Here is a 23138-nt window from a genome sequence, read left to right on the forward strand (position 1 = left end):
GACGGAGAGAATGACAGTTCCCAGGTGGCACAAGAAACTTGCCGCGGCCGGTTTGATCCTCGGACTCGCGGCAATCGTGGCCGTCGCACTCACCATGTTTGCGGGCGGCTTCACCGAGAGCACCCCCATCACCGTGATGTCCGCTCGCGCCGGTCTTGTCATGGAACCGGACGCCAAGGTGAAATTGCGCGGCGTGCAGGTGGGCAGCGTCGAATCGATTTCCCTCGACGGAGATCAAGCGAGTCTGCAACTGGCGATGTATCCCGACCAGATGTCGAAGATTCCGTCCAACGCCGGCGTGGAGATCAAGTCCACCACCGTCTTCGGAGCCAAGTACGTCAACATCGTCATCCCGGACGATCCGTCGACACAGCCCATTCAAGAAGGTGCGGTCATTACCTCCGACAGCGTGACCGTCGAGTTCAACAGTGTGTTCGAACATCTTTCGGAGGTACTGGCCCAGGTCGAGCCGGAAAAGCTGAACGCAACACTCGGTGCTATTTCGACGGCACTCAACGGCCGCGGCGAAGCACTCGGCGAGGTTCTCGAATTGGGCGACACCTACTTGCAGAAGATGAATCCCACGCTGCCGCAACTGCAAGAGGATCTGGCGAGCGCGGCCACGGTCACCAACCTGTACGCGGACGTGGCACCGGACCTACTGCGCATCCTCGACAACGCAACCACTACAAGTGGTTCCATCGTGGCCGAGCAGGCCAACCTGGATCTGCTGTTGCTCAACATCACCGGCCTCGCCAACACCGGTAACGCCTTGCTGACCGACAACGAGCAGGACCTCACCACGTCCCTGGACACCCTGACGGCAACCACGACGCTGCTCGAGGAATACTCACCCGGTCTGACGTGCTTCCTCGTCGGATTGAACGACGGGCGCATCAAATTCGAGCCGATGGCCGGCACCGGTGACAAAGCGGCCTTGATGCTCAGTGCGAGCTTCATGTGGGGTGCAAAGGCGTACACCAATCCGGAGTCCCTTCCCAAGGTTGCCGCATCGGGCGGCCCGAATTGTTACGGCTTCCCCACCTTCGATCCGAAGGTCGACGGTAAGGCCCCGTTTGCGGTCACCAACACCGGAAACGTGCCGTTCGTGCCCAACACGGAGTTCGAGGTGACGGTTCCGACGATCTTCCAGTTCCTCTTCGGGGACTCTTACGAACAGGACGGGGAGTGATGAGACCGACAACGGTAAAGCTCTTGATCTTCACACTCGTCATGTCGGTGATTTTTGCCGGACTGGCCATCGTGTTCAGTCAGGTGCGATTCAGCAGTAGCAACGGTTTTCACGCCACGTTCGCCGATGTTTCCGGTCTGAAGTCCGGCGACAAGGTACGGATCGCCGGTGTTCCGGTCGGATCCGTGACGGGCGTGTCCATCGACGATTCCAACCAGGCTGAAGTCAGCTTCGACGTCGATACCCAGTACTCGTTGATGAAGAGCACCAAAGCGACGGTCCGCTACGAGAACCTGGTCGGCGATCGCTACATGGAGCTACTGGAAGGCACCGGTTCGACCGAATCTTTGTCGTCAGGCGGTTCGATTCCGGTTGATCAGACATCGCCCGCTCTGGACCTGGATCTGTTGCTCGGTGGTTTCAAGCCGCTCCTGCGCGCGCTGGATCCTCAGCAAGTCAACGATCTGTCAGGAGCGCTGCTTCATGTCCTGCAAGGCCAGGGCGGAACTCTGGTTTCTCTTCTGGGAAACACCAATTCGTTCACCAATACGCTCGCGGATCGCGACCAGTTGATCGGTGACGTGATCACCAATCTCAACGACGTTCTCGGGACGATCAACGACAAGGGCGATCAGTTCTCCACCACGATCGATCAACTCCAGCAGTTGGTGAGTGGTCTGGCGCAGGACAGCGGTCCGATCGCAAATTCGATCACCGAAATCGCGGGTGCAACAGGGGATCTTGCGGCGCTACTGGGAGCTACCCGTCCGGACATTCAGACGTTGATCGGTGAAACCAACCGCACGATGACACAACTCGATCTGGGCAAGGAAGACATCAACACCGCACTCGCGCGTCTGCCCTCGGACTACCAGAAGCTGATCCGCGTCGGAACCTACGGTTCGTTCTTCCAGTTCTATCTGTGCGCCAACACCTTCAAATTCTCCGGCCCGGACGGAACCACGATCGTCCTGCCCACGGCAGTACAGACCACGGGAAGGTGCGCGAAGACACAATGAGTCCTGCCCGTGAACGAAATCCCGTACAGATCGGCGTCGTCGGTCTGGTCCTGGCTGTCGCGACGGTCGGTGCCACACTGCAATACGATCAGCTCCAGTTCCTGTCCGGCGGTATCCGGCACTCCGCTTACTTCGCCGACGCAGGCGGTTTGGTTGCCGGTGACAACGTGACGCTGGCCGGCGTCAACGTCGGCAAGGTCAGCGAGGTCGAACTCGACGATCAAAGCGTGCTGGTCACCTTCACCGTCCAGGACGGCATTGCACTCGGAGAACAGACGTCAGCCGACATCAAGACGAATACCGTGCTTGGCCGCAAGTCGCTGGCCGTTCGGTCCGAGGGGCCGGGGCTGTTGCGCACCGGTACGCCGATCCCCTTGGAACGCACCAACTCTCCGTACTCACTCAACGAAGCACTCGGGGATCTCGGTACCACCGCGGCGGAACTCGACACAGAACAGATCAACGATTCTCTCAACGCGATCTCGGATACGCTTGCCGACACCCCGCCGGAGTTGCGGGGAGCCCTCGACGGCATGACTCGGCTCTCGCAGAGCATCAACGCGCGAGACGAAGGTTTGCTCCAATTGCTCTCGCGCGCTGAGGACGTCACCAAGATTCTCGCGGATCGCAGCGGGCAGATCGACTCTCTGCTGGTGGACGGAAACAAGCTGTTCGGTGAGCTGAGCTTGCGCCGTGACGCGATCAGTGAGCTGATCGTCAACACCTCAGCGGTATCACGTCAGCTCTCGGGGTTGGTTGTGGAGAACGAGGCCCAGATGGGTCCCACCCTCGAGAAGCTGAATTCTGTTGCCGAGGTTCTTCAGAACAACAAGGACAACATCTCCGGCGCGCTCGACGGCCTCGGCCCGTACATCACGGCACTCGGCGAGACCGTGGCAAGCGGACCGTTCTTCGACGCCTTCATCATCAACATTCTTCCCAGTAACTGGTGGAAGACCCTGGTGGACAGCAGCGTTGATCCCGAACAAATTCCGTCGGATCTCGAGGACTTCTTTCCCGGGATTCCGCCGACGATCAGGGGGCCAGGAGAATGACCGACACAACAGCCTCCACCGGCTCGCGTAATAAGTGGGTACTGATCGGCGCTGCGGCGCTGGTCGTGCTACTCGTCGCGGCCGCGGCTTACCTTCTGATTCCGGGACTGGGCAAGACCAAGATCTCCGCCCACTTCGTGTCCACGACGGGACTGTACGAAGGCGACGTCGTCCGCGTACTCGGCGTCAACGTCGGCAAGGTCACGAAGATCGAGCCTCGAGATCAGGACACCTACGTCGAGATGGCTGTCGACCGCGGCGTCGACGTACCAGCGGACGCTCAGGCTCTCATCGTCGCGCAGAGCCTCGTTTCTGCGCGGTTCGTTCAGCTGACCCCGGTGTATTCCGGTGGTGACCAGATGCCAGACGGTGGCGTTATTCCGATCGAACGCACCGCGGTCCCGGTCGAGTGGGACGAGATCAAAACGGAACTTGCCAAACTCTCCGAGGCACTAGGCCCGGAAGGTATCGACGACGAAGGTTCATTGGGACGCTTCATCAATACGCTCGGCGACAACCTCGAGGGCAATGGAGAATCCATTCGGATGACGTTGCGCGAGTTGTCCGCCACCATGCACACACTGTCTGAAGGCCGGACGGATCTCTTCTCCACCATCCGTAACCTGCAGGCGTTTGTCACCGCGCTGTCCTCGAGCAACGAGCAGATCGTGCAATTCAGCGGACATCTCGCTTCGGTCAGCAGTGTTCTCGCAAGCAGCTCCGACGAATTGGGCACGGCCCTCAGCGATCTTGACCTCGCGGTGGGTGACGTCCAGCGGTTTGTCAACGACAATCAGGCAGCTCTGAGCGAATCGGTGGCGCGGTTGGCCGACGCGACCCAGGTCCTGACCGACAAGCGCCCCGAGATCGAACAGGTGCTCCACTCGGGCCCGACATCGCTGGCCAACTTCTACCAGATCTACAAGCCGGCGCAGGGCAGCATGACCGGTGCAATTGCACTGAGTAACTTCAAGAATCCGATTCAGTGGATCTGCGGATCCATTCAAGCCATCGATACCGGTCCAGCTGAGAGAAGTGCCGACCTGTGTAAGGAGTATCTCGGCCCGGTGCTCAGCACGCTCATCATGAATTACCCGGGATTCCTCTTCAACCCGGTCTCCGGAGTCCAGGCCTTCCCGGACCAGATCGTGTACACGGAGCCCGGTTTGGAAGCGGCGGCGAGCCCGGGTCAGGCCGCGTCGGCCCCGCAGGCGGCAGCAGATCCGTTGAACGGCGTGCCGATGCCGTCCGTGCCCAAGGACCTCACCGAACTCTTCAACATGGGGGGAGGCAACTGATGCGCGCCAGAGGTAAAGCAGTAGTGGTGACGTTAGCCGTCGGCGTTGCTCTCGGCGCCAGTGGTTGTGAATGGAACGGGCTGAACTCCGTGCCGATGCCCGGCACCCAGGGCCGAGGCGAGGGGTCGTACGAGGTTCAGATCGAGATGCCCAATGTCACTACCCTGTCGCAGAATTCACCCGTCCGGGTGGACGACGTGGCCGTGGGGAGCGTCTCGAATATCGAGGTCCAGGGCTGGCATGCTCTGGTGACGGTGTCGCTCAACCCCGAGGTCGAGTTGCCCGCCAACGCGACCGCGAAGATCGGGCAGACCAGTTTGCTCGGATCGCAGCACATCGAACTGGCTCCGCCGGTCGAGGAGGCGCCGGAGGGGCGTCTCGAGGCCGGCGACGTCATTCCCCTCGAACGAGCGGGTGCCTACCCGACCACCGAGCAGACGCTGTCTTCGTTGTCCGTCGTACTGAACGGTGGCGGACTAGCACAGGTGCAGGACATCACCACGGAATTGAACGCGGCACTCATCGGGCGAGAGGATGCTGTTCGCGACTTGCTCCCGCAACTCGACCAGCTCGTCGGAAGCCTCGACAAGCAACGCGGAGACATCATTTCGGCGATGGAAGGTATCGACCGGCTGTCGTACACCGTCGAGGCGCAACGTGACACTCTGAACAAGGCGCTCGACGGAATCCCCCCGGCACTGGACATCCTGGTGGCACAACGTCAGGACATCACCAACGCGTTGACGTCCCTCGGCGGCCTGAGTGAGGTGGCCAGTCGCGTCATCAACGAAAGCGGCGAGGATTTTGCCACCAATGTTCGGTCGCTGTCTCCAACTCTGAAAGCGCTGGCCGATTCCGGTAATGCGCTGACGCAGGTGCTCGGGGTTCTGCTCACGTTCCCGTTCCCGCAAAACGGAATCGACAACGTCATTCGAGGCGATTACGCCAACCTGGCCATGACCATCGACTTGACGCTGCCGCGACTCGACGCGAACTTCCTCACCGGTACACCGCTTGCAGGTTCCCTGGGCGGCCCGGAAGGTGTTCTCGGCACGCAAGCAGGGCTGGGCGGGCAGGCAGGCAACCCGTTGAGTGATCCACTCAGGCCGGCCGCAGTTCCGGCTCCCGCAGCCCCGGCAGCAGAGGCTCCCGCGGCGGACCCGAACACCATCACGATCCCGGGACTTCCGCCGATCACCATTCCAGGACTTCCTCAGGGGGCACCAGCACCATGATGCTCACAAAGTTCGTCCGCATCCAGCTTGTCATCTTCGCGGTATTGACCGTCATCGGTCTGGTCGTGATGGCAACACAATACGTACGTGTTCCGGCGATGATCGGGATCGGACGCTACGCCGTCACCGTCGAATTACCCTCCACCGGTGGGTTGTACAAGAACTCCAACGTGACGTACCGCGGCCAGAGCGTCGGCGTAGTGAAGGCCGTCGAGTTGTCACAAACCGGTGTGAACGCCCAGTTGTCCATGGACAGCGGAGTCGAGATTCCGGCCGACGTCGACGCCGTGGTCAAAAGCGTGTCCGCGATCGGCGAGCAGTTTGTCGATCTGATCCCGCACACCGACTCCTCCGGTGCCATCGTCGTATCCGGTCACCTGGAGAACGGCTCCGTCATACCGGTTGACCGCAGTTCCGTGCCCCAGGATGTCGGCGCGTTACTCGATCAGGCAGATCTGTTGCTGCAGAGCATCTCCGACACGAAACTCAAGACCGTCATCGACGAATCCTTCAAGGCGTTCAACGGTGCGGGACCGGATCTGCAGAAGCTGATCGACTCGGCTCGCCTGTTCGTCGAAGAAGCGAACAACAACTCCGACGCCACCAAGACACTGATCGAGCAGGCCGGACCGCTGCTCGACACCCAGATTGTCAGCAGCGACGCCATCCGTTCGTGGACAAGCGATCTGGTGACCTTCACAGACCAGTTGCGGGCCAGTGACCCGGATCTGCGGGCGATTATCCAGAAGGGCCCGGCAGCGGCGTCCGAGGCCAATGCACTTCTCCAGGATCTTCAACCCACGTTGCCGATTCTCTTGGCGAACCTGGTGTCCGTCGGTGAGGTCGGGGTGTTGTACAACAACGCAATCGAGCAGATCCTTGTGATCTACCCGCCGCTGTCGGCAGCGCTCGTTACGGTCGCCGGCTCCGGAAACCCCGCGGATGGCGCCTTGGTCGACTTCCACCTCGAAGTCAACGATCCGCCGCCGTGCACCACAGGATTCCTCCCCGCCGAGCAGTGGCGCAGTCCCGCGGACGAATCACCGATCGCAACTCCGTCGGATCTGTTCTGCCGCATAGCCCAGGACTCGCCGATCGCCGTGCGCGGTGCACGCAACCTGCCGTGCGCGGAATTCCCGGGGCGCCGCGCCGCGACAGTGGAACAGTGCAGGACCGGTTACGAGCCCCTGGGCACCAATCCGCAGACCGGGCCGCCGCAACCGATCACCGCGACCCCCAGTTCCTATGCGTCGGAGCCTGGCGTCACCGCACGTCGGTACGATCCGACTACAGGCACGTACATAGGACCCGACGGGAGGACGTACTCGCAGCCGAAACTCGGTGCCGGCGGAGACATCAGTCTCGAAGAGTTCATGAAGGGTCAGCAAGGTTGATGAAGGAAGAAGAACCCAAGCAGCGGGTGCGCCGTCGCGCGTCCCGGAGCGCCGGACCCACCGGCGCAGATACAGACGCAGCGTCGACGGTAGTGCCCAGTGAAACGGCAGTGCCCAGTGAAAAGGCAGTGCCCAGTGAAAAGACAGTGCCCAGTGAGAAACCGGCTGAACAACCTGTCGCACTGACCAAAACCGAAGCGAGTGTCAGTGCACCGAAGTCGCACGCTGAAGAGCCGAAGGCGCCTGCGGCGGTGTCACCGGATTCCGAACCTCCGGTTCCGGCAACAACGCCACCGAAGTCCGGGAAGTTGGTCGGCGGGATAGTCCTGGCATCCATTGTCGCGCTGGTGTTTGCGGTGGTGTCTGTACTGCTGTTGGTGGATCGCAGCAAGGCTTCCAGCGCTGAGGAAGAACGGTCCGCATATATCGCCGGTGCGCGGACCACAGCGCTCAACCTGACGACTCTGCATTCGGAGACTGCGGGCGCCGATCTCGACAAGTTCTTGGCCGGCACCACCGAGGAATTTCAATCGCAACTCGACGGACGTAAGGACTCGTTTGTCGACGTTCTCGGACAGGTAGGCGTCCAGACGGACGGCGAGATCCTCGAAGCCGGGTTGGAAAAGATCGACGGCGATTGTGGAACCTCGCTCGTCGCGGTGCGTGCAATGCAGAAAAACGCGGAGCAACCCGAGCCCGAGGAACGCAACTATCGCCTGCGAATCACCATGTGCGATACCGACGGGCAGCTCCTTGCCTCGAATGTGGAGTTTGTGCCATGACCCCGGAGACGACAGACCCAGCAACTACAGCTACAGGCGCGACGTCCGCGCGCGTGTCACCATTGACCATCGTCTTGTGCGTGATCAGCGCGCTGGCGATTGCACTGGCAGGCTTGTCGGCGTATCTGTACTTCGGTCCGGACGGAACTCGGGATCTGGCGGCCACGGACAACACCAGAGAAGAAGTGGTGCAAGTGTCCTCGGACCAGGCAGTCGCGATGTTCCAGTACGACCACAACAATGTCGATCAGCAATTGCACTCGGCAACAGAAGGATTGACCGGCGATTTCCAGAATCAGTTCACCGAGTTGATCGAGTCGGTCATCATTCCCGGCGCGCAGGAGAAGGCGCTGACCGTCCAGGTTGTCGTACAGGGCGCGGCAGTTCTCGATGCCGCACCGGATACCGCCACCACGATGCTCTTCCTCAATCAGATTACGACGTCGAAGGATTCGCCGGAGGCAGTCGCCAGTGGCAGCCGCGTCAAGATGGGGCTGGAGAAGCAGGATGGTCGCTGGTTGGTGAATAGCGTTCAGCCGTTCTGATCGACACATGCTCGACATGAAACAACCCGGCCGAGGGAGTCCCCTCGGCCGGGTTGTTTCATGCCGGCGTACTCAGTTGTTGTCGTCGATTTCGTGGTTCTCGTCCGGTGCGATCAGTGCCGGCCCCGCAGCGCCGCCGTGCGCGAGAGCGTCGAGGAACGAGTGAGCCCAACGGTCCACGTCATGAGTGAGTACCTGACGGCGCAGGGCGCGCATGTGGCGGCGTCCGTCTTCCTTCGGCTGGTTCAGTGCTTCCACCATGGAGTCCTTGACGTCGTCGAGGTCATGGGGGTTGCACAGGAATGCCTGACGCAATTCTGCTGCCGCACCGGTGAATTCGCTGAGCAGTAGAGCGCCGCCCAGGTCGCTGCGGCACGCTACGTATTCCTTGGCAACCAGGTTCATGCCGTCGCGAAGTGGGGTGACCAACATGAGGTCGGCGGCAACAAAAAACGCAATGAGTTCGTCGCGGTCGACCGGTCGGTGGATGTAGTGGACAACAGGGCGGCCGACTTCACTGAACTCGCCGTTGATGCGGGAGACCATCTGCTCGATGTCGCCGCGCATCTGGACGTAGCTTTCGACGCGCTCGCGGCTGGGAGTTGCCAACTGGATCATGACGGTATCGGCGGGATCTATCCGTCCGTCGATGAGTAGTTCGTGCAGTGCGTTCAACCGGACGTCGATGCCCTTGGTGTAATCGAGGCGGTCGACGCCGAGCATGATCTTCTTGGGGTTGCCGATTTCTTTGCGAATCTGCTTGGCGCGGTCGCGAATTGCCTTGGAGCGTGATCGCTCGTCGAGCTTGCCGGAGTCGATGGAGATGGGGAACGCGCCGACGCGGACGGTGCGGAAACCCACCTGCACAACACCAAGTTTGGAGCGGACGCCGACGTTGCCGCGTGAAGTTTGTTGTCCCGCAAGCCGCCTGGCGAGGAAGAGGAAGTTCTGTGCGCCGCCGGGAAGGTGGAAACCGATGAGGTCGGCGCCGAGGAGGCCTTCGATGATCTCGGTTCGCCACGGCATCTGCATGAACAGTTCGACCGGCGGGAACGGAATGTGCAGGAAGAACCCGATGGTGAGGTCGGGGCGCAGCATCCGCAGCATCTTCGGTACGAGTTGAAGTTGGTAGTCCTGGATCCAGACCGTCGCGCCGTGGGCCGCAGCCTTGGCGGTGGCTTCGGCGAAGCGGCGGTTGATCTCGACGTACGCGTTCCACCATTCGCGGTGGTACTCGGGCTTGACGATGACGTCGTGATAGAGCGGCCAGAGCGTGGCGTTGGAGAAGCCTTCGTAGTATTCGTTGATCTCGGTGGCGCTGAGCGGTACCGGGTACAGCTCCAGTCCGTCTTCGACGATGGGGTCCATGTCGGCGTCGGCAACACCGGCCCAGCCGACCCACGCACCTTGCTTGCTACGCAAGATCGGTTCGAGAGCGGTGACCAAACCACCGGGACTGCGCTTCCATCTTGTGGAACCGTCTGGCAACCGCTCCAGGTCGACGGGCAGGCGGTTCGCTACTACGACGAACTCGGCCTGCCCGGACACGGTCTTCTCTGCGGAGAGAGCAACTGCGTCGTCAGAGGGGATTGAGCTGGCCGATTCCGGACTGACAGACACGTGGTTCCTTCTCGTTAGGTATAGGTGAGAGACTCGATCGAGATTCAGTCGAGCTTGCTGACGGGGCTGATTCCGAGCATCGAGAGCAGCATCCTGCACTCGTCGGCGTCTTCCGCGTACGCAGCGACAACGCGCTGTGCCATACGGGCGGTTTCCTCGGCTACGGTCTCGATTTCCTCGTCCGGGATCTCGACTTCGGCTTCGACGGTCGTCTTCTCAGACATCATGTTCCTCTCGTGCTTGCCTGCACGGCGCAAGCAATGGTTCCGCAAGCAATGGTTCTACAGCGACTCTATGAGAACTGGGCACGTCAACGCTAGTTGCTCATGCATTAGGGTCGACTTACTTCTGTGTCTACCGGACATTCTCGTCCCTATCAATGCTTGGAGTTCCATGAGCACGACCCAGGTGAGTGAAGCCGTCGATTCGGGTGAATCAGGCGCAGGTAAAAGCAGTGGGGCTGCGATTTTGCGTCGAGTTCTCGTGCGTAATCGGGGACCGCTGGCCATCGGCACCGTTCTGGTGTGCCTGCATCAACTCGCCGAAACCGCGGTGCCGATTTCGATCGGTGTCATCATCGATCGGGCAATCGAGACTTCGGACACCACCACGCTCGTCGTGTCGATCTGTGCGCTCGGTGCGTTGTTTCTCGTGCTCACCGCAGCCTGGCGGTTCGGTGCTCGGTTCATCGTGACGGCGATGCAGCAGGAGGCACACAGATTGCGCCTCGAAGTGGCACACCGCGTTCTCGACCCGCGAGGTGTACACACGAACCTGCGATCCGGCGAATTGCTCACGGTATCGACGTCCGACGCGGAACAGGCGTCCTGGATAGCCGACATCGTGCCGCGGGCAGCAGCGGCACTGACCGCCGCGGTGGCGTCGGCTGTCGCGTTGCTGTGGATCGACGTCACGCTGGGGCTGGCGGTGTTGATCGGCACCCCGGTCATTCTCGGTCTACTGCAACTGTCGGCGCCGCTGATCACGTCCCGCGCGACGGGGAAGCAGGCGTCGATCGCCCGGGCATCGGCAATGGCAACGGACTTGGTGAGTGGACTGCGGCCGCTCCGCGGCATCGGCGCGGAGAAGTCGGCGTCCGATCGCTATCGCGGTGCAAGTCGCGAAGCCCTCGCATCTGCGGTCCACACGGCAAAGGCCACTGCGATCTACACCGGTGTGTCGGCGACGGTCAGCGCTTTGCTTGCTGTGGGGATCGCCGGTTGTGCCGGCTACTTCGCATTGCAGGGCCGAATCTCGGTGGGGGAGTTGATCACCGTGGTCGGACTGGCGCAGTTCTTTCTCGAACCGCTCGGCCTGCTTGCTTCTCTCCCCGGATATTTTGCGGTTGCCCGCGCGTCGTCCGATCGGTTGGCGTTGGTGCTCGACGCCGATCCGATCCTGACCCCGGGCTCGGTGACCGAGACACCGGGCTACGATCTGACTCTCGAAGGGCTGCAATTCCGTTCACTCGGCGGCGTCGATCTGCACTGCGACGCCGGCGAATTGTTGGGGGTCGTGGCGTACCAACCGCAGGACGCCGAGGCGCTGGCCACGGTGCTGTCCGGGCAACCGGGCGCACACGAGTACCGAGGTTCTGTGCGGATCGGCGGAATTTCGCTGCAGGACATGGACTTGGCACTGGCCAGGCGCACCGTGCTGGTGGAACCGCACCTGACCGATCTGTTCGGGGGTTCGCTTGGCTCCAATCTCGCAGCTGGCGCAGGCGATGCGCAGTCCTCGGATCTGGGGGAGGTGCTGGCTGCCTCGGCCGTCGCCGATGTCGTCGACTCCCATCCCCATGGACTCGACCTCGAGGTCACCGACCGCGGAGCCAGCCTGTCCGGCGGTCAACGGCAACGGGTCGCGCTGGCACGCGCGTTGCTCACGAAGGCGCCCGTGCTGGTGCTGCATGATCCGACAACCGCGGTGGACGCGGTAACGGAAGCGTCGATTGCGGCAGGCATCGCGGAATTGCGCCACAGCGGAACAGCGCTGCACACCACGATCCTGATCACGAGCAGCCCGGCGTTGCTGGCGGCAACGAATCGTGTGGTCGTTCTGGATCGGGGAGTAGTAGTGGCACAGGGGACGCATGCCGAACTCGCTCACCACGACACCGACTATCGAGGGGCGGTTCTGCGATGACCGGGAAAGAGACACGCGAACTGCTGCCGATCGCGGGCGGGCGCGAAACCTGGCAGTGGTTGAGGTCGGAGTTGGTGCAGCGGAAGCTGCAGAGTTTTCTTGTTGTGGCGGTGTCGGCCGCAGCGGCCGCGATGGCGTTGGTACCGATCTACGTGTTCGGTGTCCTGGTCGATCGGGTTCGTGAGGGTGCTCCCACGTCGACAATTCTGACGGTGGTGGCGATCATCGCGTCGGCGGCCGTCGTTGGTGGTGTTTTCACGGGATACGCGTCGTATCTGGTCAAGAGGCTGGGTGAGAACATCCTCGCGGATCTACGCGAGCGCACCGTCGACCGGGCACTGCGGTTGCCTGTGCCGACGCTGGAGAAGGTCGGTAAGGGTGATCTGCTTTCTCGCGTCGGCGATGACGTTGCCGTGATCGCCAAGGCAGTCTCCGAGGTGATTCCGAACCTGATCGGAGCCGTTCTGCTGGTCGCGCTCAGCATGGTGACCATGCTCGGTCTGGACTGGCGTCTGGGACTGGCCGGTCTGGTGGCGCTCCCGATGTACGCGATGGCGCTGAAGTGGTACCTGCCACGATCGGCGCCGATCTATGCGGCCGAGCGTGTGGCGATGGGTGCACGTTCGCAGGCATTGATCAGCAGCGTGCAAGGTGTCCGGACGGTGCGGGCCTACAGCCTGGAGAAGGAGCACCTCGGACGGATCGACGACGCGTCGGCGAAGGCCCGCGATCTTGCGGTGGGAGTGTTCGGCCTGTTCACCAGGTTCGCCGGGCGCGGGAACCGGGCCGAGTTCGTGGGCCTGTCCATGATCCTTGTTGTCGGGTTCCTGCTGGTGCGCGACGACATCGTGACTGTCGGCCAGACCACAACGGCAGCATTGCTGTTCCACCGCCTGTTCAATCCGATCGGTTCGCTTCTCTACACCTTCGACGAAGTGCAGTCGGCGGGCGCGAGCCTCGCACGCCTTGTGGGTGTCGTGGATATCCCGGAACCCGACCTCGCCGACATCGACGTGGCCGAACCTCACGATCGCTCACTGACATTGCGGGACATCAGGCACAGCTACGACGGCCGCGAGGTTCTCCACGGCGTCAGTCTCACTCTGGCCGCGGGGGAGCGGGTGGCGCTGGTCGGCTCGACCGGTGCCGGGAAGTCGACGGTGGCGGCGATCGCCGCCGGATCGTGGGCACCGACCTCGGGAAGCGTGCTGATCGGTGGTGTTGCGTTGGCCGGCGTCGCTGACCTACGACGCCACATCGGCATTGTCAGTCAGGAAGTGCACGTATTTGCCGGCTCGCTGATCGAGGACCTGCGTCTCGCAGCACCCGAGGCGTCCGAGGAGGACGTGATGTCGGCGCTGAAGACCGTCGGGGCGTCTGCGTGGGTGGCGGCCTTGAGTGACGGTCTTGCAACCGTTGTCGGCGAAGGTGGCCACGAGATGACGGCGTCGCAGGCACAACAGTTGGCGTTGGCGCGGTTGGTTTTGGCAGACCCGGCTGTTGCGGTGCTGGACGAGGCGACGGCGGAGGCCGGAAGTGCTGGTGCCCGCGAATTGGAGGCAGCTGCTGATGCGGCAACGGCCGGGCGGACCACTCTTGTTGTCGCTCACCGGCTTACGCAAGCGGCGGCAGCGGACCGGGTGATCGTGCTCGAGCACGGACGGATCGTGGAGGAGGGGCCGCACCTCGGGTTGGTGGCTGCCGGCGGGCGGTACGCGCACCTGTGGACAGCATGGGAAGGTCGCGAGACGCGATAGTGTTGCCGCAAGCGGGGGAGCTTCGGTCAACCCGAAATCAGGCTGAGAAATGCAGCGGCAGAACACGAGGAGGAAGGCAGCTATGACGGTCGCCACTATCAACGGAATCCCGATCAATTACCAGGTCAAAGGTGATGGGGATCTGGTGGTGCTCATCATGGGTACTGGAAGTCCTGGGCGGGTGTGGGATCTTCACCAGACCCCCGCACTCGTTGCGGCGGGGTACCGCGTCTGCACCTTCGACAACCGTGGAATCGCGCCGTCCGGTGAGAGTGTCAGCGGTATCACGATGCCGGACATGGTTGCCGACACCGCAGGATTGATCGAGCATCTCGGTGGCGGCCCTGCGTACGTGATCGGAACGTCGATGGGTGCCCGAGTGGCTCAGGAACTCACGTTGGCCCGTCCGGACCTGGTCCGCAAGGCAGTGTTCCTCGCCGGCCATGCTCGGATGGATCACTTCCAGCAGACGCTGTCCGAGGGGGAGCGCGAGTTGGTCGACAGTGGCGTCGAGTTGCCCGCAAAGTATCGCGCTGCGGTAACAGCAGTGATGAACCTGTCGCCCACTACCTTGGCTGACGAGCGCTCAGCCCGGGACTGGCTGGACATTTTCGAATTCTCCGGTGGCACAACAGCACCCGGCGTTCGAGCTCAGCTGAACATGGATCGCTCGTTCGATCGCCGTAGTGAGTACCGGGCGATCATGCGTCCCTGCCTGTCGGTAGCCTTCGCCGATGACCGGATGATTCCGCCCTTCCTTTCCCACGAGGTTGCAGACTGCATCGCTACCGCGACGTACGAAGAGATCCCGGACACCGGTCACTACGGTTACCTCGAGCGACCGGATGCCGTGAACAAGGTGCTGATCGACTTCCTGGCCGGATAACCGCTCAGGCCAGTGCGAGGAACAGTTTCTCGAGTTCGGCTTCGGTAAGAGGGTCCTTGCCTTCGGCGCCGGTCATGCATTCACGCAGGCCGGAGGCAACGATCTTGAAGCCTGCCCGGTCGAGTGCCTTCGAGACCGCGGCCAATTGGGTGACTACGTCCTTGCAGTCACGGCCGCTCTCGATCATCGTGATCACTCCGGCGAGCTGGCCGTGAGCGCGGCGCAGTCTGTTCAATACGAGCGCAATGCTCTCTTCGTCGCCGGTCATCGTGGCCCTTTCTCGAATGTTCGTACTCGGACGAGAGTACCCCGGGGGGCATGGCGGCTGATCGTGAAGGATTCTGCTCGCGCAGCGAGCAGAATCCTTCACGATCGAAGCCTCAGAGTGCGCTGATTGCGGCGCGTAGTTTGGTGGCCGCCTCGGTCGCGACCGCCTCGAGTCCGCTTTCGTCGGAAACCTGCACCATCACATCCGGATTCATGGCCTCGACATAAAACGAATCTTCGGCCGACGTGTCTTCGCGAACCACGACATTGCACGGCAGCAGTAGGCCGATTTGACGATCGACCCCAACGGCGCGGTGCGCGAGCTGCGGATTGCAGGCACCCAGGATCAGGTACTTCTCCATGTCTTCACCGAGTTTGGCCTTGAGGGTTGCTTGCATGTCGATTTCGGTGAGGATGCCGAAGCCTTGATCCGAGAGGGCTTCGCGAGTGCGGGCCACGACGTCGTCGAATGTTCCGCTGACCTTGGTGCCAAGAGCGATATCCATGGGAGTTCTCCTTCTGTCGTCTTCATTTCAGCATACCCCTAGGGGTATCTGGTTAACAGTGATGTCGGGTACATGATCTAGCCGTGCGAGAAGCTGATCTTCGGCAGAACCCGGCGCAGCCACGTGGGTGACCACCACGCCGCCTTGCCGGTAAGGCGCAGCGCAACCGGAAGAAGAACCAGGCGGACGAGGACGGCGTCGAGTACGACCGCGACGCCGAGGATGATTCCCATCTCCTTCGGTGGCAAGGGGTCTGCCAACGCGAAGGTGAAGAATACGGCCACCATCACGGCAGCCGCTGCTGCGATCACTCGGCCGGAGTGTGCCAGTCCGTCGATATGAGCGATCTTGGGATCGCCGGTTCGCTCGTAGTGTTCCTTGGCGCTCGAGAGGAGGAAGACGGTGTAGTCCATCGCAATCGCAAAGATCATCGCGAAGAAGAACACCGGACCCCATCCGTTCAAGAAGCCCTGAGGTTCGAAGCCGAGCAGGCCGGATCCGTGGCCGTCCTGAAATATCAGCTTCGCGACACCGAATGCCGCGCCGGTGGACAGCAGGCTCACCAACGTGCCGATGACGGCGATGAGCGGTGCCTGCAGTGCGATCAGCAGTAGGGCGAATCCGAGTGTCAGAATCACGGCAATCACGATCGGCAGGTAGTCGTTCAATGCTTGCTGAAGATCGAGATTCTCGGCTGGGGCGCCCCCGACACGCGCGGATTCGGGTAGTCGCTCTCGCAGGTCGGCGAGGATGCTCTCCATCGCGGGATCTGACGGGTCGACGCTCGGAACCGCCTGCAGCATAACCAGATCGGAACCATCTGCCGAGGGTTGTGCCGGAGTGAGCATCGCTATGCCGTCGACGGATTCGGCAACGCGCGCTGTCCCTTCTGCGTCCTCGGCGGTCGTGACAATTTGCAGCATTCCGGGAGCGCCGTCACCGAACTGCTGCTGTACCAATTCGTATCCCTGGCGGACCGGAGCGTCCTCGGGAACCACCGCGATGGACGGCATGGCCACTTTCAGTCCGACGACGGGGATGATGAGCGCAATCAGAATCAGCAGTGCGCCGATGCCGAACGGCCAGGGGTGCCGGTGCAGCAGTGACGCCCATGACGCGAACAGTGGGGAACGGTGTTGCTGGCGCCGCGCGTACGGGAGTGAGCCGGCGTTGACCTTTGCACCGATTGTGCCGAGAACTGCAGGGAGCAGGGTCAGTGTTGCAGCGAGAACGAAGATCACTGCGAGCATGATTCCCACCGCCATCGTGCGCACTGCGGGTGCGGGAACGATCAGAACCGCCGTGAGGCTGACGAGGACTGTCAGGCCGGACAGAACGACGGCTTTGCCTGCGGTGTCCATTGTTTCGGCAACAGCGGCTCGGGGGTCGGGGTTCTTTCGTAGCGCGTCGCGGAATCTGGCCACCAGGAACAGGGCGTAGTCGATGCCGAGTGCAAGGGCAAACATCATCGCGAAGTTCATGGCCCACACCGAGATCGGCGTGATCTCGTTGAGAATCACCAGTCCGCCGGCCGACGCGACGAGACCTGCGAGGGTCAAAAGCAGTGGCAATCCGGCTGCGACCAGGGAACCGAAAGCCAGCACCATGATCGCGAGAGTGACTGGCCACGACATCATTTCGGCCTTGATCATGGCTTCGTGATTGGCCTTGTTGAAATCGCTCCACAACGCCGACGCGCCGGTCGGGTACACCTCGATCTCGTTGGTCGAGAGGTCGGAGAGTTTTCCTCCGAGTTGGTCGATGGCGCTCACCATGTCGTCTGTACTCGCGTTGGCGCCGGCAATCAGGATGCCGGTGTGTCCGTCGGGGCTGATCGTCATGCCGGGTTGTGGTGCGACAACGTCACCGAATCGACTGTCTCCGGCGAACAGTGCCGTTGCGCGGGCGAGGGTGTCCTGCAACTCCGGATCGCTGATCTGCTGCGAATCCGAATGCACGACAACCTGGACTGCGGCCGAGGAATTTCCGCCGAAATGCTGCTCTGCCAACTCCCGGACCTGTACCGATTCCGACCCGTTCGCTTGCCAACCTGCGCCGGCCAATGACGTGAAGACACTTGGTGCTGCGGCGCCAAGTGCCACGAGGGCGATCAACCAGATGCCGATAACCCAGCGGGTATGCGTGGCCATGGTGCGTCCGAGTCGGGCGAGTGCTCCGTCGCGTGCGCCCTGGTCGGGTGGCGCCGAATCGGCGCTTGTTGCGGTCGTCATTCCAACTCCTGATACGGGTGGGGGTATTTACGATTTGCTGTCATGTATACCCCTGGGGGTATCTTGTTGTCACATCTCGGACCATGAGAAGTGCGGTACCGATGTCGGCTTAGGCTGTCGGCGGAGAGCGGCTGAGGCGTCGATTTCGGCCGGAAGATGAAGACACTCGTTCGGAAAGTGAGGAGACGCGCATGGATGCATCGGATTGGGACGAGCGGTACAGAGCAGTGACGCAGCCGTGGGGGATCGACCCGGCCGGAACGGTGGCTACGCGTGTGGCCGACCTGGACCCGGGAACTGCCGTCGACCTGGCGTGCGGCGACGGGCGTCATGCCCGCTGGCTGGCGGAGCACGGTTGGTCGGTGACCGGTGTCGACTACTCGTCGGTGGCGATCGACCGTGCGCGGTCGGCGGACGTGGACAGTGCCGTCAAATGGGAAGTCGGTGATGCGACGTCATGGACAACGGAAAGTGACGTTGACCTGGTTCTGGTGAGCTTTCTGCATCTTCCGCTCGCTGAACTTGTCGACACTTTGCGACGCGTCGCCGGGTGGGTCGCGCCGGGTGGGCGAGTGATGTACCTCGGGCATTCGATCGAGAACTATCACCGAGGGGTCGGCGGTCCGCCTGAGCCGGACATCCTGCCGGGCATTTCCGATCTAGCGCGAGCTGCCGAAGGCTTCCGCGTCTATGCGCTCGAACATGTGGTGCGTGCCCAAGATGACGGCTTTGCGATAGATATTCTGCTCGAGTTCGGTCCGTGGGACCGGCGCTGAACAGGCGATTCGCACCCTGGCCGACAAACTATGACGTGCGTCGCATTGTGGCAGGGCGCCAAGCGCTATGCGATGGGTCGCCATGTTGATACCCTCACCTAATTAAGGATAGCCTTTGCTTCTGACTTGGGATCGATGATCGGCCGCCTGGTCGTGATGTCGGGGATGGACAACCTGTATGAGTGAATCACCGAGTGACTTCAGTGCTGCATCTCTCACTGTCGATATTGTCGGAATCGGGTTCGGCCCCGCCAACCTCGCCTTGGCAATCGCAATCGAGGAACACAACGCAAACTGTGCAGCAGTTGATCGTGTCACCGCACGATTCTTCGAGAAGCAGGACGAGTTCGCCTGGCACCCGGGAATGCTCCTCGACGGAGCCACTATGCAAATTGCCTTCCCCAAGGATTTGGTGACGTTCCGCAATCCCCAGAGCGGATACAGCTTCTTCTCCTACCTTCACGAGCACGGGCGCCTCGTCGATTTTGTCAATCACCAGACTTTCTTCCCGACGCGTCACGAGTTCAACGATTACCTGTGCTGGGCCGCTTGTCGGGTTGATGCAGACGTGAGTTTCGGAACCGCGGTCGAAGCAGTCGACGGAAATCGAAACGGCGACGGCATTGTCGACCGTTTCGACGTTCGGCTAGACGATGGGACCGTGGTCACTGCGCGAAACGTCGTGGTCGCTGCTGGTCTGGTGGAGCGGATTCCCGACTGGGCGCAACTGTCCTCCCGCTGTTTCCACAACCATCAGTTCCTGTTCCATCTCGACGCGATGCCGGCACCGACACACAACCGGTTTGTTGTCCTCGGCGCAGGCCAGAGTGCCGCGGAGATCGTCGACTACCTGCATTCCCACTACCCGAACGCAGAAGTGCACAGTGTCTTTTCTCGTTACGGATACAGCCCCGCCGACGACAGTCCGTATGCCAACCGCATCTTCGATCCGGAAGCCGTCGACGCTCTGCACGGTGCAAGTGCCGCCGAGCGTGAGCGGATTCTGGCGCTGCACCGCAGTACCAATTACTCGGTTGTCGACATCGAATTGATCAACAGCCTCTATGCCACCGAGTATCAGGAAATGGTCCGCGGTCCGCGCCGGTTGTTCATGCACAAGGCGTCGGAGATCACGAGTGCCACCGAATCCGAATCCGGCATCGAACTGACCGTTCGTAGCAATCTCGACGGACTCACCGAGACACTCGAGTGCGACGCACTGGTCCTCGCTACCGGCTTCACTGCGGCCCCGCTGGATACGTTGTTGGGCGATCTCGTGTCTGATTCGTCCGTTCCGCGTACCGTAAGTCGGGACTATCGTATGGCTGTAACGGATGACGTGACGGGCGGTATCTACCTGCAGGGTGGTACGGAACGGACACACGGACTGACGTCGTCGCTGTTGTCGAACGTCGCGGTACGTGCAGGCGAGATTCTGGCGTCCGTTCTGAGCAACCAGAAGACGACCGGTGCGCTTGCTAGTCTGAGCGCACAAGAAACGTACGTAACAAGTGAGGCGAGATGAGCACTAATCCTTTCGATGACGAAGACGGACGCTTCTACGTGCTGGTGAACGACGAGGACCAGCATTCGCTGTGGCCCACGTTCTCCGAGGTCCCTGCGGGCTGGCGTGTGGTGTTCGGCGAAGAGAGCCGGGCAGCGTGCCTCGAGTACGTGGAGAAGAACTGGACCGACATGCGTCCCAAGAGTCTGCGCGAGGCGATGGAAGCAGACCAGGCTGCAGCAGGACGCAGCTCGGAGAGCTGATCCGTTCCTGGAACACGCGACAAAAGCTGGGCACCGACATAGGTGCCCAGCTTTTCGCGTTCGGCTAGTTCTACCTGCTGGCTGCCGGCGTGCGGCGTTTCCGCTTTCGGACCATGGGACGACGCAGTGAGTCCACACGCATGAGAATCCGGGGGCGTCGTAGCGTACGGGCCACCCACTCGCCGAGTGTGACGCCCGCGGCCAATGCGCAACCGATACCGAAGGCCGACAACAGGGCAGTCAACCCGACCAGCACCTGATCGTTGAGCAACGAATAGAGCCCCTTGTACAGCGAGAGACCGGGAAGCAGTGGCGTAATGCCTGCGACGGCCACGACAAGCGGCGGAGTCAGTGCCCGGCGCGCCATCAAACCACCGGCGAGGCCGACGACCGTCGCTGCGATTGCAGCCGCGATGACTGGCCCGACGTCGAGTGTCTGCACGTAGATCGAGACACCACTGCCCGCCGCGCCGCCGAGGAAGGCGGCTGTCAACGCTCGCCTTTCCGCATAACAGGCAAGTGCGTAGAACACCGACGCGAATGCGCCGGAGAGCATCAGCACCGGAAGCTGGGTGATCGGGGAGGCTTCGACGTTGATCGGTGGCAACGTCGAGCCCAACATTCCGGTGACGCGCAACGAGATCGCGACGCCGGCGATGATGCCGCCCGTCATCATCACGACTTCGAAGAAACGTGCCACTGCGGTGATGGGCGCGCCCATGATTGCGTCCTGCACCGAGCCGACCAACGACAGCCCCGAGAGCAGAACCACCACCCCGGCCGCGATGATCAGCGACGGTCTGATGCTGATCCCCAACTGTTCCTGAAAGGTGTACAGGGTTGCGGCCGGGGCAGCGGCGATCAGGCCGCCCATCACCTGCTGGAAGAAGAACGGCAATCCGAAACGGTTGAGAACCCGGTTAACTCGGTCGATCACCATCGTCGTCAGGAATGACACCGTGGCAACCAGGAGTCCGCCGCCGAGGAGCACGGACACCGACGCGGCCATCGCAGACCACGCCAGAGTTGCGGTCCAGCGACTGTACGGATGGGGCGCGGTTGTGATCGTCGTCAGTGCCTCGTGGGCCTGATTCGGGGTGATGGCCTCGCGTCTGATGCGACGCGTCAGACGGTCCACCGCAGCGAGGCGGGTGAAGTCCATCGAGCGGTAGTGGACGATACGCATCGTGCTGGCCGGCGGGCGGGTCGGTCCTCGATACGCGGACAGAACGATCGAGTTGTACGTGACATCGACATCGCACTGAGCCAAACCGTAGGTCGCTGCGATGAACTGAACCTGTTCGGCGGTGTCCATCGCCGCCGTTCCCGATGCGAGGAGCACCTCGCCGACCCGAACTGCCAGGTCGAGGACTTCGGCCACCACTGCGTCGTCGGTCAGGTCGATCGGTTGTAGAGGCGCGGGTGCCGACGTGACCGTGTCCAGCGTGGCCTGGCGGTGGCCGGTCAAACGGTCGAGGGCCTCGGCGAGTTTCGACATCAAGGGCGGCGCGTCGGTGGTCGACTCTGCGGGGTGCTCATGGGGCCCACGGTATCTAATGTGACCCGCGCGCGGCCACCGTGACGGCTTGGATATGATGGCTCCGCAAAGATCGTTCGCGGCGACGCGTGCGACTTCGCCTCCTTAGCTCAGTGGTAGAGCACTCGCCTTGTAAGCGAAAGGTCGTCGGTTCAATCCCGACAGGAGGCTCCAATACAGAGGGCGTCCACCCGGCAATCAGCCGAGGGGCGCCCTTTTTGGTGGTGGACCTAGTTGGCGGACGGCCTGGTGTCGTGGGTATCCGCGTTGGCCTGGCTCGGGTTGATCGCAGCGGCGATGTGTTGTTGCGCGACTACACGAAGTTTGATGTTGCTCGTCTGGGATTCTTGGATGAGGAGCGAGAAGGCGTCGTCGGCGGTGACGTGTCGGGTGCCCATGATGATGCCTTTTGCCTGCTCGATCACGCCTCGGGATTCGAGGGCGAGTTCGAGGTCCCTCGTGCGTGCTCGGGCAAGCTCGAGTCGATGCGAACTGCGCAACGCGAAGTACGCCGTGAGGGCAAAGAGTTCGATGATTGCAGCGTCGGCATCGGTGAATCCGTACTGGTCGCGGCTGTACAGATTCAGTGTCCCGAGCGGTTGCCCCTGTCCGGGGAGTGGTGCGGAGAGGAAGCTCGATACTCCGGCACGCCGCGCCTCACCGGCAAATTGCGGCCAGCGACGGTTGGCTTCGCTGGAGTGTGCGTGCACGACACATGAGGCGTGGGCGGATTCCACGGCGGGCCCGACTCCGAGCTGAAATTGCAGCTCGTCGACCGAGTGGACGAGATCGTCGGTCGCGGCGACGGTGCGATGGGTGGAGTCGGACTCGGCGACGGTGATGCCGGCATGGTGGGCGCTGTCGATAATGTCCACGGCATGGTTGCAGATTTGCTCGAGGAAGTGCCCGTCATCTGTGTGCTTATCGGGTTGCGCATAGAGTGAGCGCAGGGCGTCGGTGGTTGCCCTCAATCGGGCTGGAAGTACGAAAGTGCCTGCACTGTAACCGGTTCCATGGCAAATATCGGCGTGTGGCGGCGTCATAACTTGCACACCCTTCTTCCAGGCCCGCAAATTCGGGTGATTTGTCCCATTCTCGCACCTGGATACCTGGTCTGCAGTCTGTT

General features: G+C 61.9%; 21 protein-coding genes and 1 tRNA gene. 15 read left to right on the forward strand and 7 right to left on the reverse strand.

What is annotated here, in order from left to right:
• The first annotated feature begins 10 nt into the window (after nt 1-10).
• Genes KYT97_RS24495 through KYT97_RS24530 form a run of 8 tightly spaced genes read left to right on the forward strand, consistent with a single transcriptional unit; the run spans nt 11 to nt 8520 of the window.
• Nucleotides 11-1192, forward strand: a complete 1182-nt coding sequence (locus KYT97_RS24495) for an MCE family protein (protein WP_033232292.1) — start codon at nt 11-13, stop codon at nt 1190-1192.
• A complete protein-coding gene (locus tag KYT97_RS24500; protein ID WP_033232291.1) occupies nt 1192-2211 on the forward strand; it encodes an MCE family protein in 1020 nt (339 codons plus the stop codon). The genes KYT97_RS24495 and KYT97_RS24500 overlap by 1 nt, the downstream gene beginning before the upstream one ends.
• Nucleotides 2208-3266 carry an MCE family protein gene (locus KYT97_RS24505; protein WP_219110875.1) on the forward strand — a complete coding sequence of 353 codons (1059 nt, stop codon included), beginning with the start codon at nt 2208-2210 and terminating at the stop codon, nt 3264-3266. Before KYT97_RS24500 ends, KYT97_RS24505 begins: the two co-directional genes overlap by 4 nt.
• Complete coding sequence (locus KYT97_RS24510) at nt 3263-4564, forward strand: MCE family protein (protein WP_095888277.1); 1302 nt, start codon at nt 3263-3265, stop codon at nt 4562-4564. Before KYT97_RS24505 ends, KYT97_RS24510 begins: the two co-directional genes overlap by 4 nt.
• Nucleotides 4564-5799: an MCE family protein gene (locus KYT97_RS24515; protein WP_219110876.1), complete on the forward strand. Its 1236-nt coding sequence runs from the start codon at nt 4564-4566 to the stop codon at nt 5797-5799. Before KYT97_RS24510 ends, KYT97_RS24515 begins: the two co-directional genes overlap by 1 nt.
• Nucleotides 5796-7193, forward strand: coding sequence for an MCE family protein (locus KYT97_RS24520; protein WP_116102277.1), 1398 nt, complete (start codon nt 5796-5798; stop codon nt 7191-7193). The genes KYT97_RS24515 and KYT97_RS24520 overlap by 4 nt, the downstream gene beginning before the upstream one ends.
• Entirely contained in the window at nt 7193-7975 is a 783-nt protein-coding gene (locus KYT97_RS24525; RefSeq protein ID WP_219110878.1) for a hypothetical protein, read from the forward strand. The genes KYT97_RS24520 and KYT97_RS24525 overlap by 1 nt, the downstream gene beginning before the upstream one ends.
• Nucleotides 7972-8520: a twin-arginine translocation pathway signal gene (locus KYT97_RS24530; protein WP_033232284.1), complete on the forward strand. Its 549-nt coding sequence runs from the start codon at nt 7972-7974 to the stop codon at nt 8518-8520. The genes KYT97_RS24525 and KYT97_RS24530 overlap by 4 nt, the downstream gene beginning before the upstream one ends.
• Before the next feature lie 72 nt (nt 8521-8592).
• Here the strand turns inward: KYT97_RS24530 and KYT97_RS24535 are convergent, their stop codons facing one another.
• Together KYT97_RS24535 and KYT97_RS24540 are read right to left on the reverse strand one after the other, a co-directional pair.
• The gene (locus KYT97_RS24535; RefSeq protein WP_275586642.1) at nt 8593-10068 is read right to left on the reverse strand and encodes an alpha,alpha-trehalose-phosphate synthase (UDP-forming); all 1476 of its coding nucleotides are present in this window, start codon (nt 10066-10068) and stop codon (nt 8593-8595) included.
• Between the two features lie 116 nt (nt 10069-10184).
• Nucleotides 10185-10364 carry a hypothetical protein gene (locus tag KYT97_RS24540; protein ID WP_371851322.1) on the reverse strand — a complete coding sequence of 60 codons (180 nt, stop codon included), beginning with the start codon at nt 10362-10364 and terminating at the stop codon, nt 10185-10187.
• Between the two features lie 169 nt (nt 10365-10533).
• On the opposite strand from KYT97_RS24540, the gene KYT97_RS24545 reads away from it, so the two are divergent.
• The 3 genes from KYT97_RS24545 to KYT97_RS24555 all read left to right on the forward strand — a co-directional run bounded on the left by KYT97_RS24545 (nt 10534) and on the right by KYT97_RS24555 (nt 14928).
• A complete protein-coding gene (locus KYT97_RS24545; protein WP_219110880.1) occupies nt 10534-12285 on the forward strand; it encodes an ABC transporter ATP-binding protein in 1752 nt (583 codons plus the stop codon).
• Nucleotides 12282-14042 carry an ABC transporter ATP-binding protein gene (locus KYT97_RS24550; RefSeq protein WP_219110882.1) on the forward strand — a complete coding sequence of 587 codons (1761 nt, stop codon included), beginning with the start codon at nt 12282-12284 and terminating at the stop codon, nt 14040-14042. Before KYT97_RS24545 ends, KYT97_RS24550 begins: the two co-directional genes overlap by 4 nt.
• An 82-nt stretch (nt 14043-14124) precedes the next feature.
• Nucleotides 14125-14928: an alpha/beta fold hydrolase gene (locus KYT97_RS24555; protein WP_219110884.1), complete on the forward strand. Its 804-nt coding sequence runs from the start codon at nt 14125-14127 to the stop codon at nt 14926-14928.
• A gap of 4 nt (nt 14929-14932) precedes the next feature.
• Here KYT97_RS24555 and KYT97_RS24560 read toward each other — a convergent pair whose 3' ends face one another.
• The 3 genes from KYT97_RS24560 to KYT97_RS24570 all read right to left on the reverse strand — a co-directional run bounded on the left by KYT97_RS24560 (nt 14933) and on the right by KYT97_RS24570 (nt 17932).
• Nucleotides 14933-15196, reverse strand: a complete 264-nt coding sequence (locus tag KYT97_RS24560; RefSeq protein ID WP_033232278.1) for a metal-sensitive transcriptional regulator — start codon at nt 15194-15196, stop codon at nt 14933-14935.
• A 112-nt stretch (nt 15197-15308) separates the two neighbouring features.
• Nucleotides 15309-15701, reverse strand: coding sequence for a DUF302 domain-containing protein (locus KYT97_RS24565; RefSeq protein WP_116102270.1), 393 nt, complete (start codon nt 15699-15701; stop codon nt 15309-15311).
• 77 nt (nt 15702-15778) lie between these two features.
• Nucleotides 15779-17932 carry an MMPL family transporter gene (locus KYT97_RS24570; RefSeq protein ID WP_116102268.1) on the reverse strand — a complete coding sequence of 718 codons (2154 nt, stop codon included), beginning with the start codon at nt 17930-17932 and terminating at the stop codon, nt 15779-15781.
• A gap of 191 nt (nt 17933-18123) precedes the next feature.
• On the opposite strand from KYT97_RS24570, the gene KYT97_RS24575 reads away from it, so the two are divergent.
• The 3 genes from KYT97_RS24575 to KYT97_RS24585 all read left to right on the forward strand — a co-directional run bounded on the left by KYT97_RS24575 (nt 18124) and on the right by KYT97_RS24585 (nt 20475).
• A complete protein-coding gene (locus KYT97_RS24575) occupies nt 18124-18708 on the forward strand; it encodes a class I SAM-dependent methyltransferase (protein WP_033232274.1) in 585 nt (194 codons plus the stop codon).
• 178 nt (nt 18709-18886) lie between these two features.
• Nucleotides 18887-20233, forward strand: coding sequence for a lysine N(6)-hydroxylase/L-ornithine N(5)-oxygenase family protein (locus KYT97_RS24580; protein ID WP_045068727.1), 1347 nt, complete (start codon nt 18887-18889; stop codon nt 20231-20233).
• Nucleotides 20230-20475: an MbtH family protein gene (locus KYT97_RS24585; RefSeq protein ID WP_033232272.1), complete on the forward strand. Its 246-nt coding sequence runs from the start codon at nt 20230-20232 to the stop codon at nt 20473-20475. Before KYT97_RS24580 ends, KYT97_RS24585 begins: the two co-directional genes overlap by 4 nt.
• A 70-nt stretch (nt 20476-20545) precedes the next feature.
• Here the strand turns inward: KYT97_RS24585 and KYT97_RS24590 are convergent, their stop codons facing one another.
• Nucleotides 20546-21973, reverse strand: a complete 1428-nt coding sequence (locus tag KYT97_RS24590; RefSeq protein WP_033232271.1) for a threonine/serine exporter family protein — start codon at nt 21971-21973, stop codon at nt 20546-20548.
• A gap of 138 nt (nt 21974-22111) precedes the next feature.
• Between KYT97_RS24590 and KYT97_RS24595 the strand changes: the two genes are divergently transcribed.
• Nucleotides 22112-22186, forward strand: a tRNA-Thr gene (locus tag KYT97_RS24595).
• Nucleotides 22187-22242: 56 nt separating this feature from the next.
• Here KYT97_RS24595 and KYT97_RS24600 read toward each other — a convergent pair.
• Nucleotides 22243-23055 (reverse strand): GAF and ANTAR domain-containing protein, encoded by an 813-nt coding sequence (locus KYT97_RS24600; protein ID WP_052683578.1) that lies wholly within the window; start codon nt 23053-23055, stop codon nt 22243-22245.
• Between the last annotated feature and the right edge of the window lie 83 nt (nt 23056-23138).

Origin of the sequence: Rhodococcus globerulus, assembly GCF_019334125.1 — a bacterium.
In the GTDB taxonomy this organism is placed as follows: Bacteria; Actinomycetota; Actinomycetes; order Mycobacteriales; family Mycobacteriaceae; genus Rhodococcus_F; species Rhodococcus_F globerula.

Bases quoted from the DNA above. Each gene is read 5' to 3' on its own strand.
- KYT97_RS24495 (WP_033232292.1), top strand. From the start codon at position 11: ATGACAGTTCCCAGGTGGCACAAGAAACTTGCCGCGGCCGGTTTGATC.
- KYT97_RS24500 (WP_033232291.1), top strand. From the start codon at position 1,192: ATGAGACCGACAACGGTAAAGCTCTTGATCTTCACACTCGTCATGTCG.
- KYT97_RS24505 (WP_219110875.1), top strand. From the start codon at position 2,208: ATGAGTCCTGCCCGTGAACGAAATCCCGTACAGATCGGCGTCGTCGGT.
- KYT97_RS24510 (WP_095888277.1), top strand. From the start codon at position 3,263: ATGACCGACACAACAGCCTCCACCGGCTCGCGTAATAAGTGGGTACTG.
- KYT97_RS24515 (WP_219110876.1), top strand. From the start codon at position 4,564: ATGCGCGCCAGAGGTAAAGCAGTAGTGGTGACGTTAGCCGTCGGCGTT.
- KYT97_RS24520 (WP_116102277.1), top strand. From the start codon at position 5,796: ATGATGCTCACAAAGTTCGTCCGCATCCAGCTTGTCATCTTCGCGGTA.
- KYT97_RS24525 (WP_219110878.1), top strand. From the start codon at position 7,193: ATGAAGGAAGAAGAACCCAAGCAGCGGGTGCGCCGTCGCGCGTCCCGG.
- KYT97_RS24530 (WP_033232284.1), top strand. From the start codon at position 7,972: ATGACCCCGGAGACGACAGACCCAGCAACTACAGCTACAGGCGCGACG.
- KYT97_RS24540 (WP_371851322.1), bottom strand. From the start codon at position 10,364: ATGTCTGAGAAGACGACCGTCGAAGCCGAAGTCGAGATCCCGGACGAG.
- KYT97_RS24545 (WP_219110880.1), top strand. From the start codon at position 10,534: ATGAGCACGACCCAGGTGAGTGAAGCCGTCGATTCGGGTGAATCAGGC.
- KYT97_RS24550 (WP_219110882.1), top strand. From the start codon at position 12,282: ATGACCGGGAAAGAGACACGCGAACTGCTGCCGATCGCGGGCGGGCGC.
- KYT97_RS24555 (WP_219110884.1), top strand. From the start codon at position 14,125: ATGACGGTCGCCACTATCAACGGAATCCCGATCAATTACCAGGTCAAA.
- KYT97_RS24560 (WP_033232278.1), bottom strand. From the start codon at position 15,196: ATGACCGGCGACGAAGAGAGCATTGCGCTCGTATTGAACAGACTGCGC.
- KYT97_RS24565 (WP_116102270.1), bottom strand. From the start codon at position 15,701: ATGGATATCGCTCTTGGCACCAAGGTCAGCGGAACATTCGACGACGTC.
- KYT97_RS24570 (WP_116102268.1), bottom strand. From the start codon at position 17,932: ATGACGACCGCAACAAGCGCCGATTCGGCGCCACCCGACCAGGGCGCA.
- KYT97_RS24575 (WP_033232274.1), top strand. From the start codon at position 18,124: ATGGATGCATCGGATTGGGACGAGCGGTACAGAGCAGTGACGCAGCCG.
- KYT97_RS24580 (WP_045068727.1), top strand. From the start codon at position 18,887: ATGAGTGAATCACCGAGTGACTTCAGTGCTGCATCTCTCACTGTCGAT.
- KYT97_RS24585 (WP_033232272.1), top strand. From the start codon at position 20,230: ATGAGCACTAATCCTTTCGATGACGAAGACGGACGCTTCTACGTGCTG.
- KYT97_RS24590 (WP_033232271.1), bottom strand. From the start codon at position 21,973: ATGTCGAAACTCGCCGAGGCCCTCGACCGTTTGACCGGCCACCGCCAG.
- KYT97_RS24600 (WP_052683578.1), bottom strand. From the start codon at position 23,055: ATGACGCCGCCACACGCCGATATTTGCCATGGAACCGGTTACAGTGCA.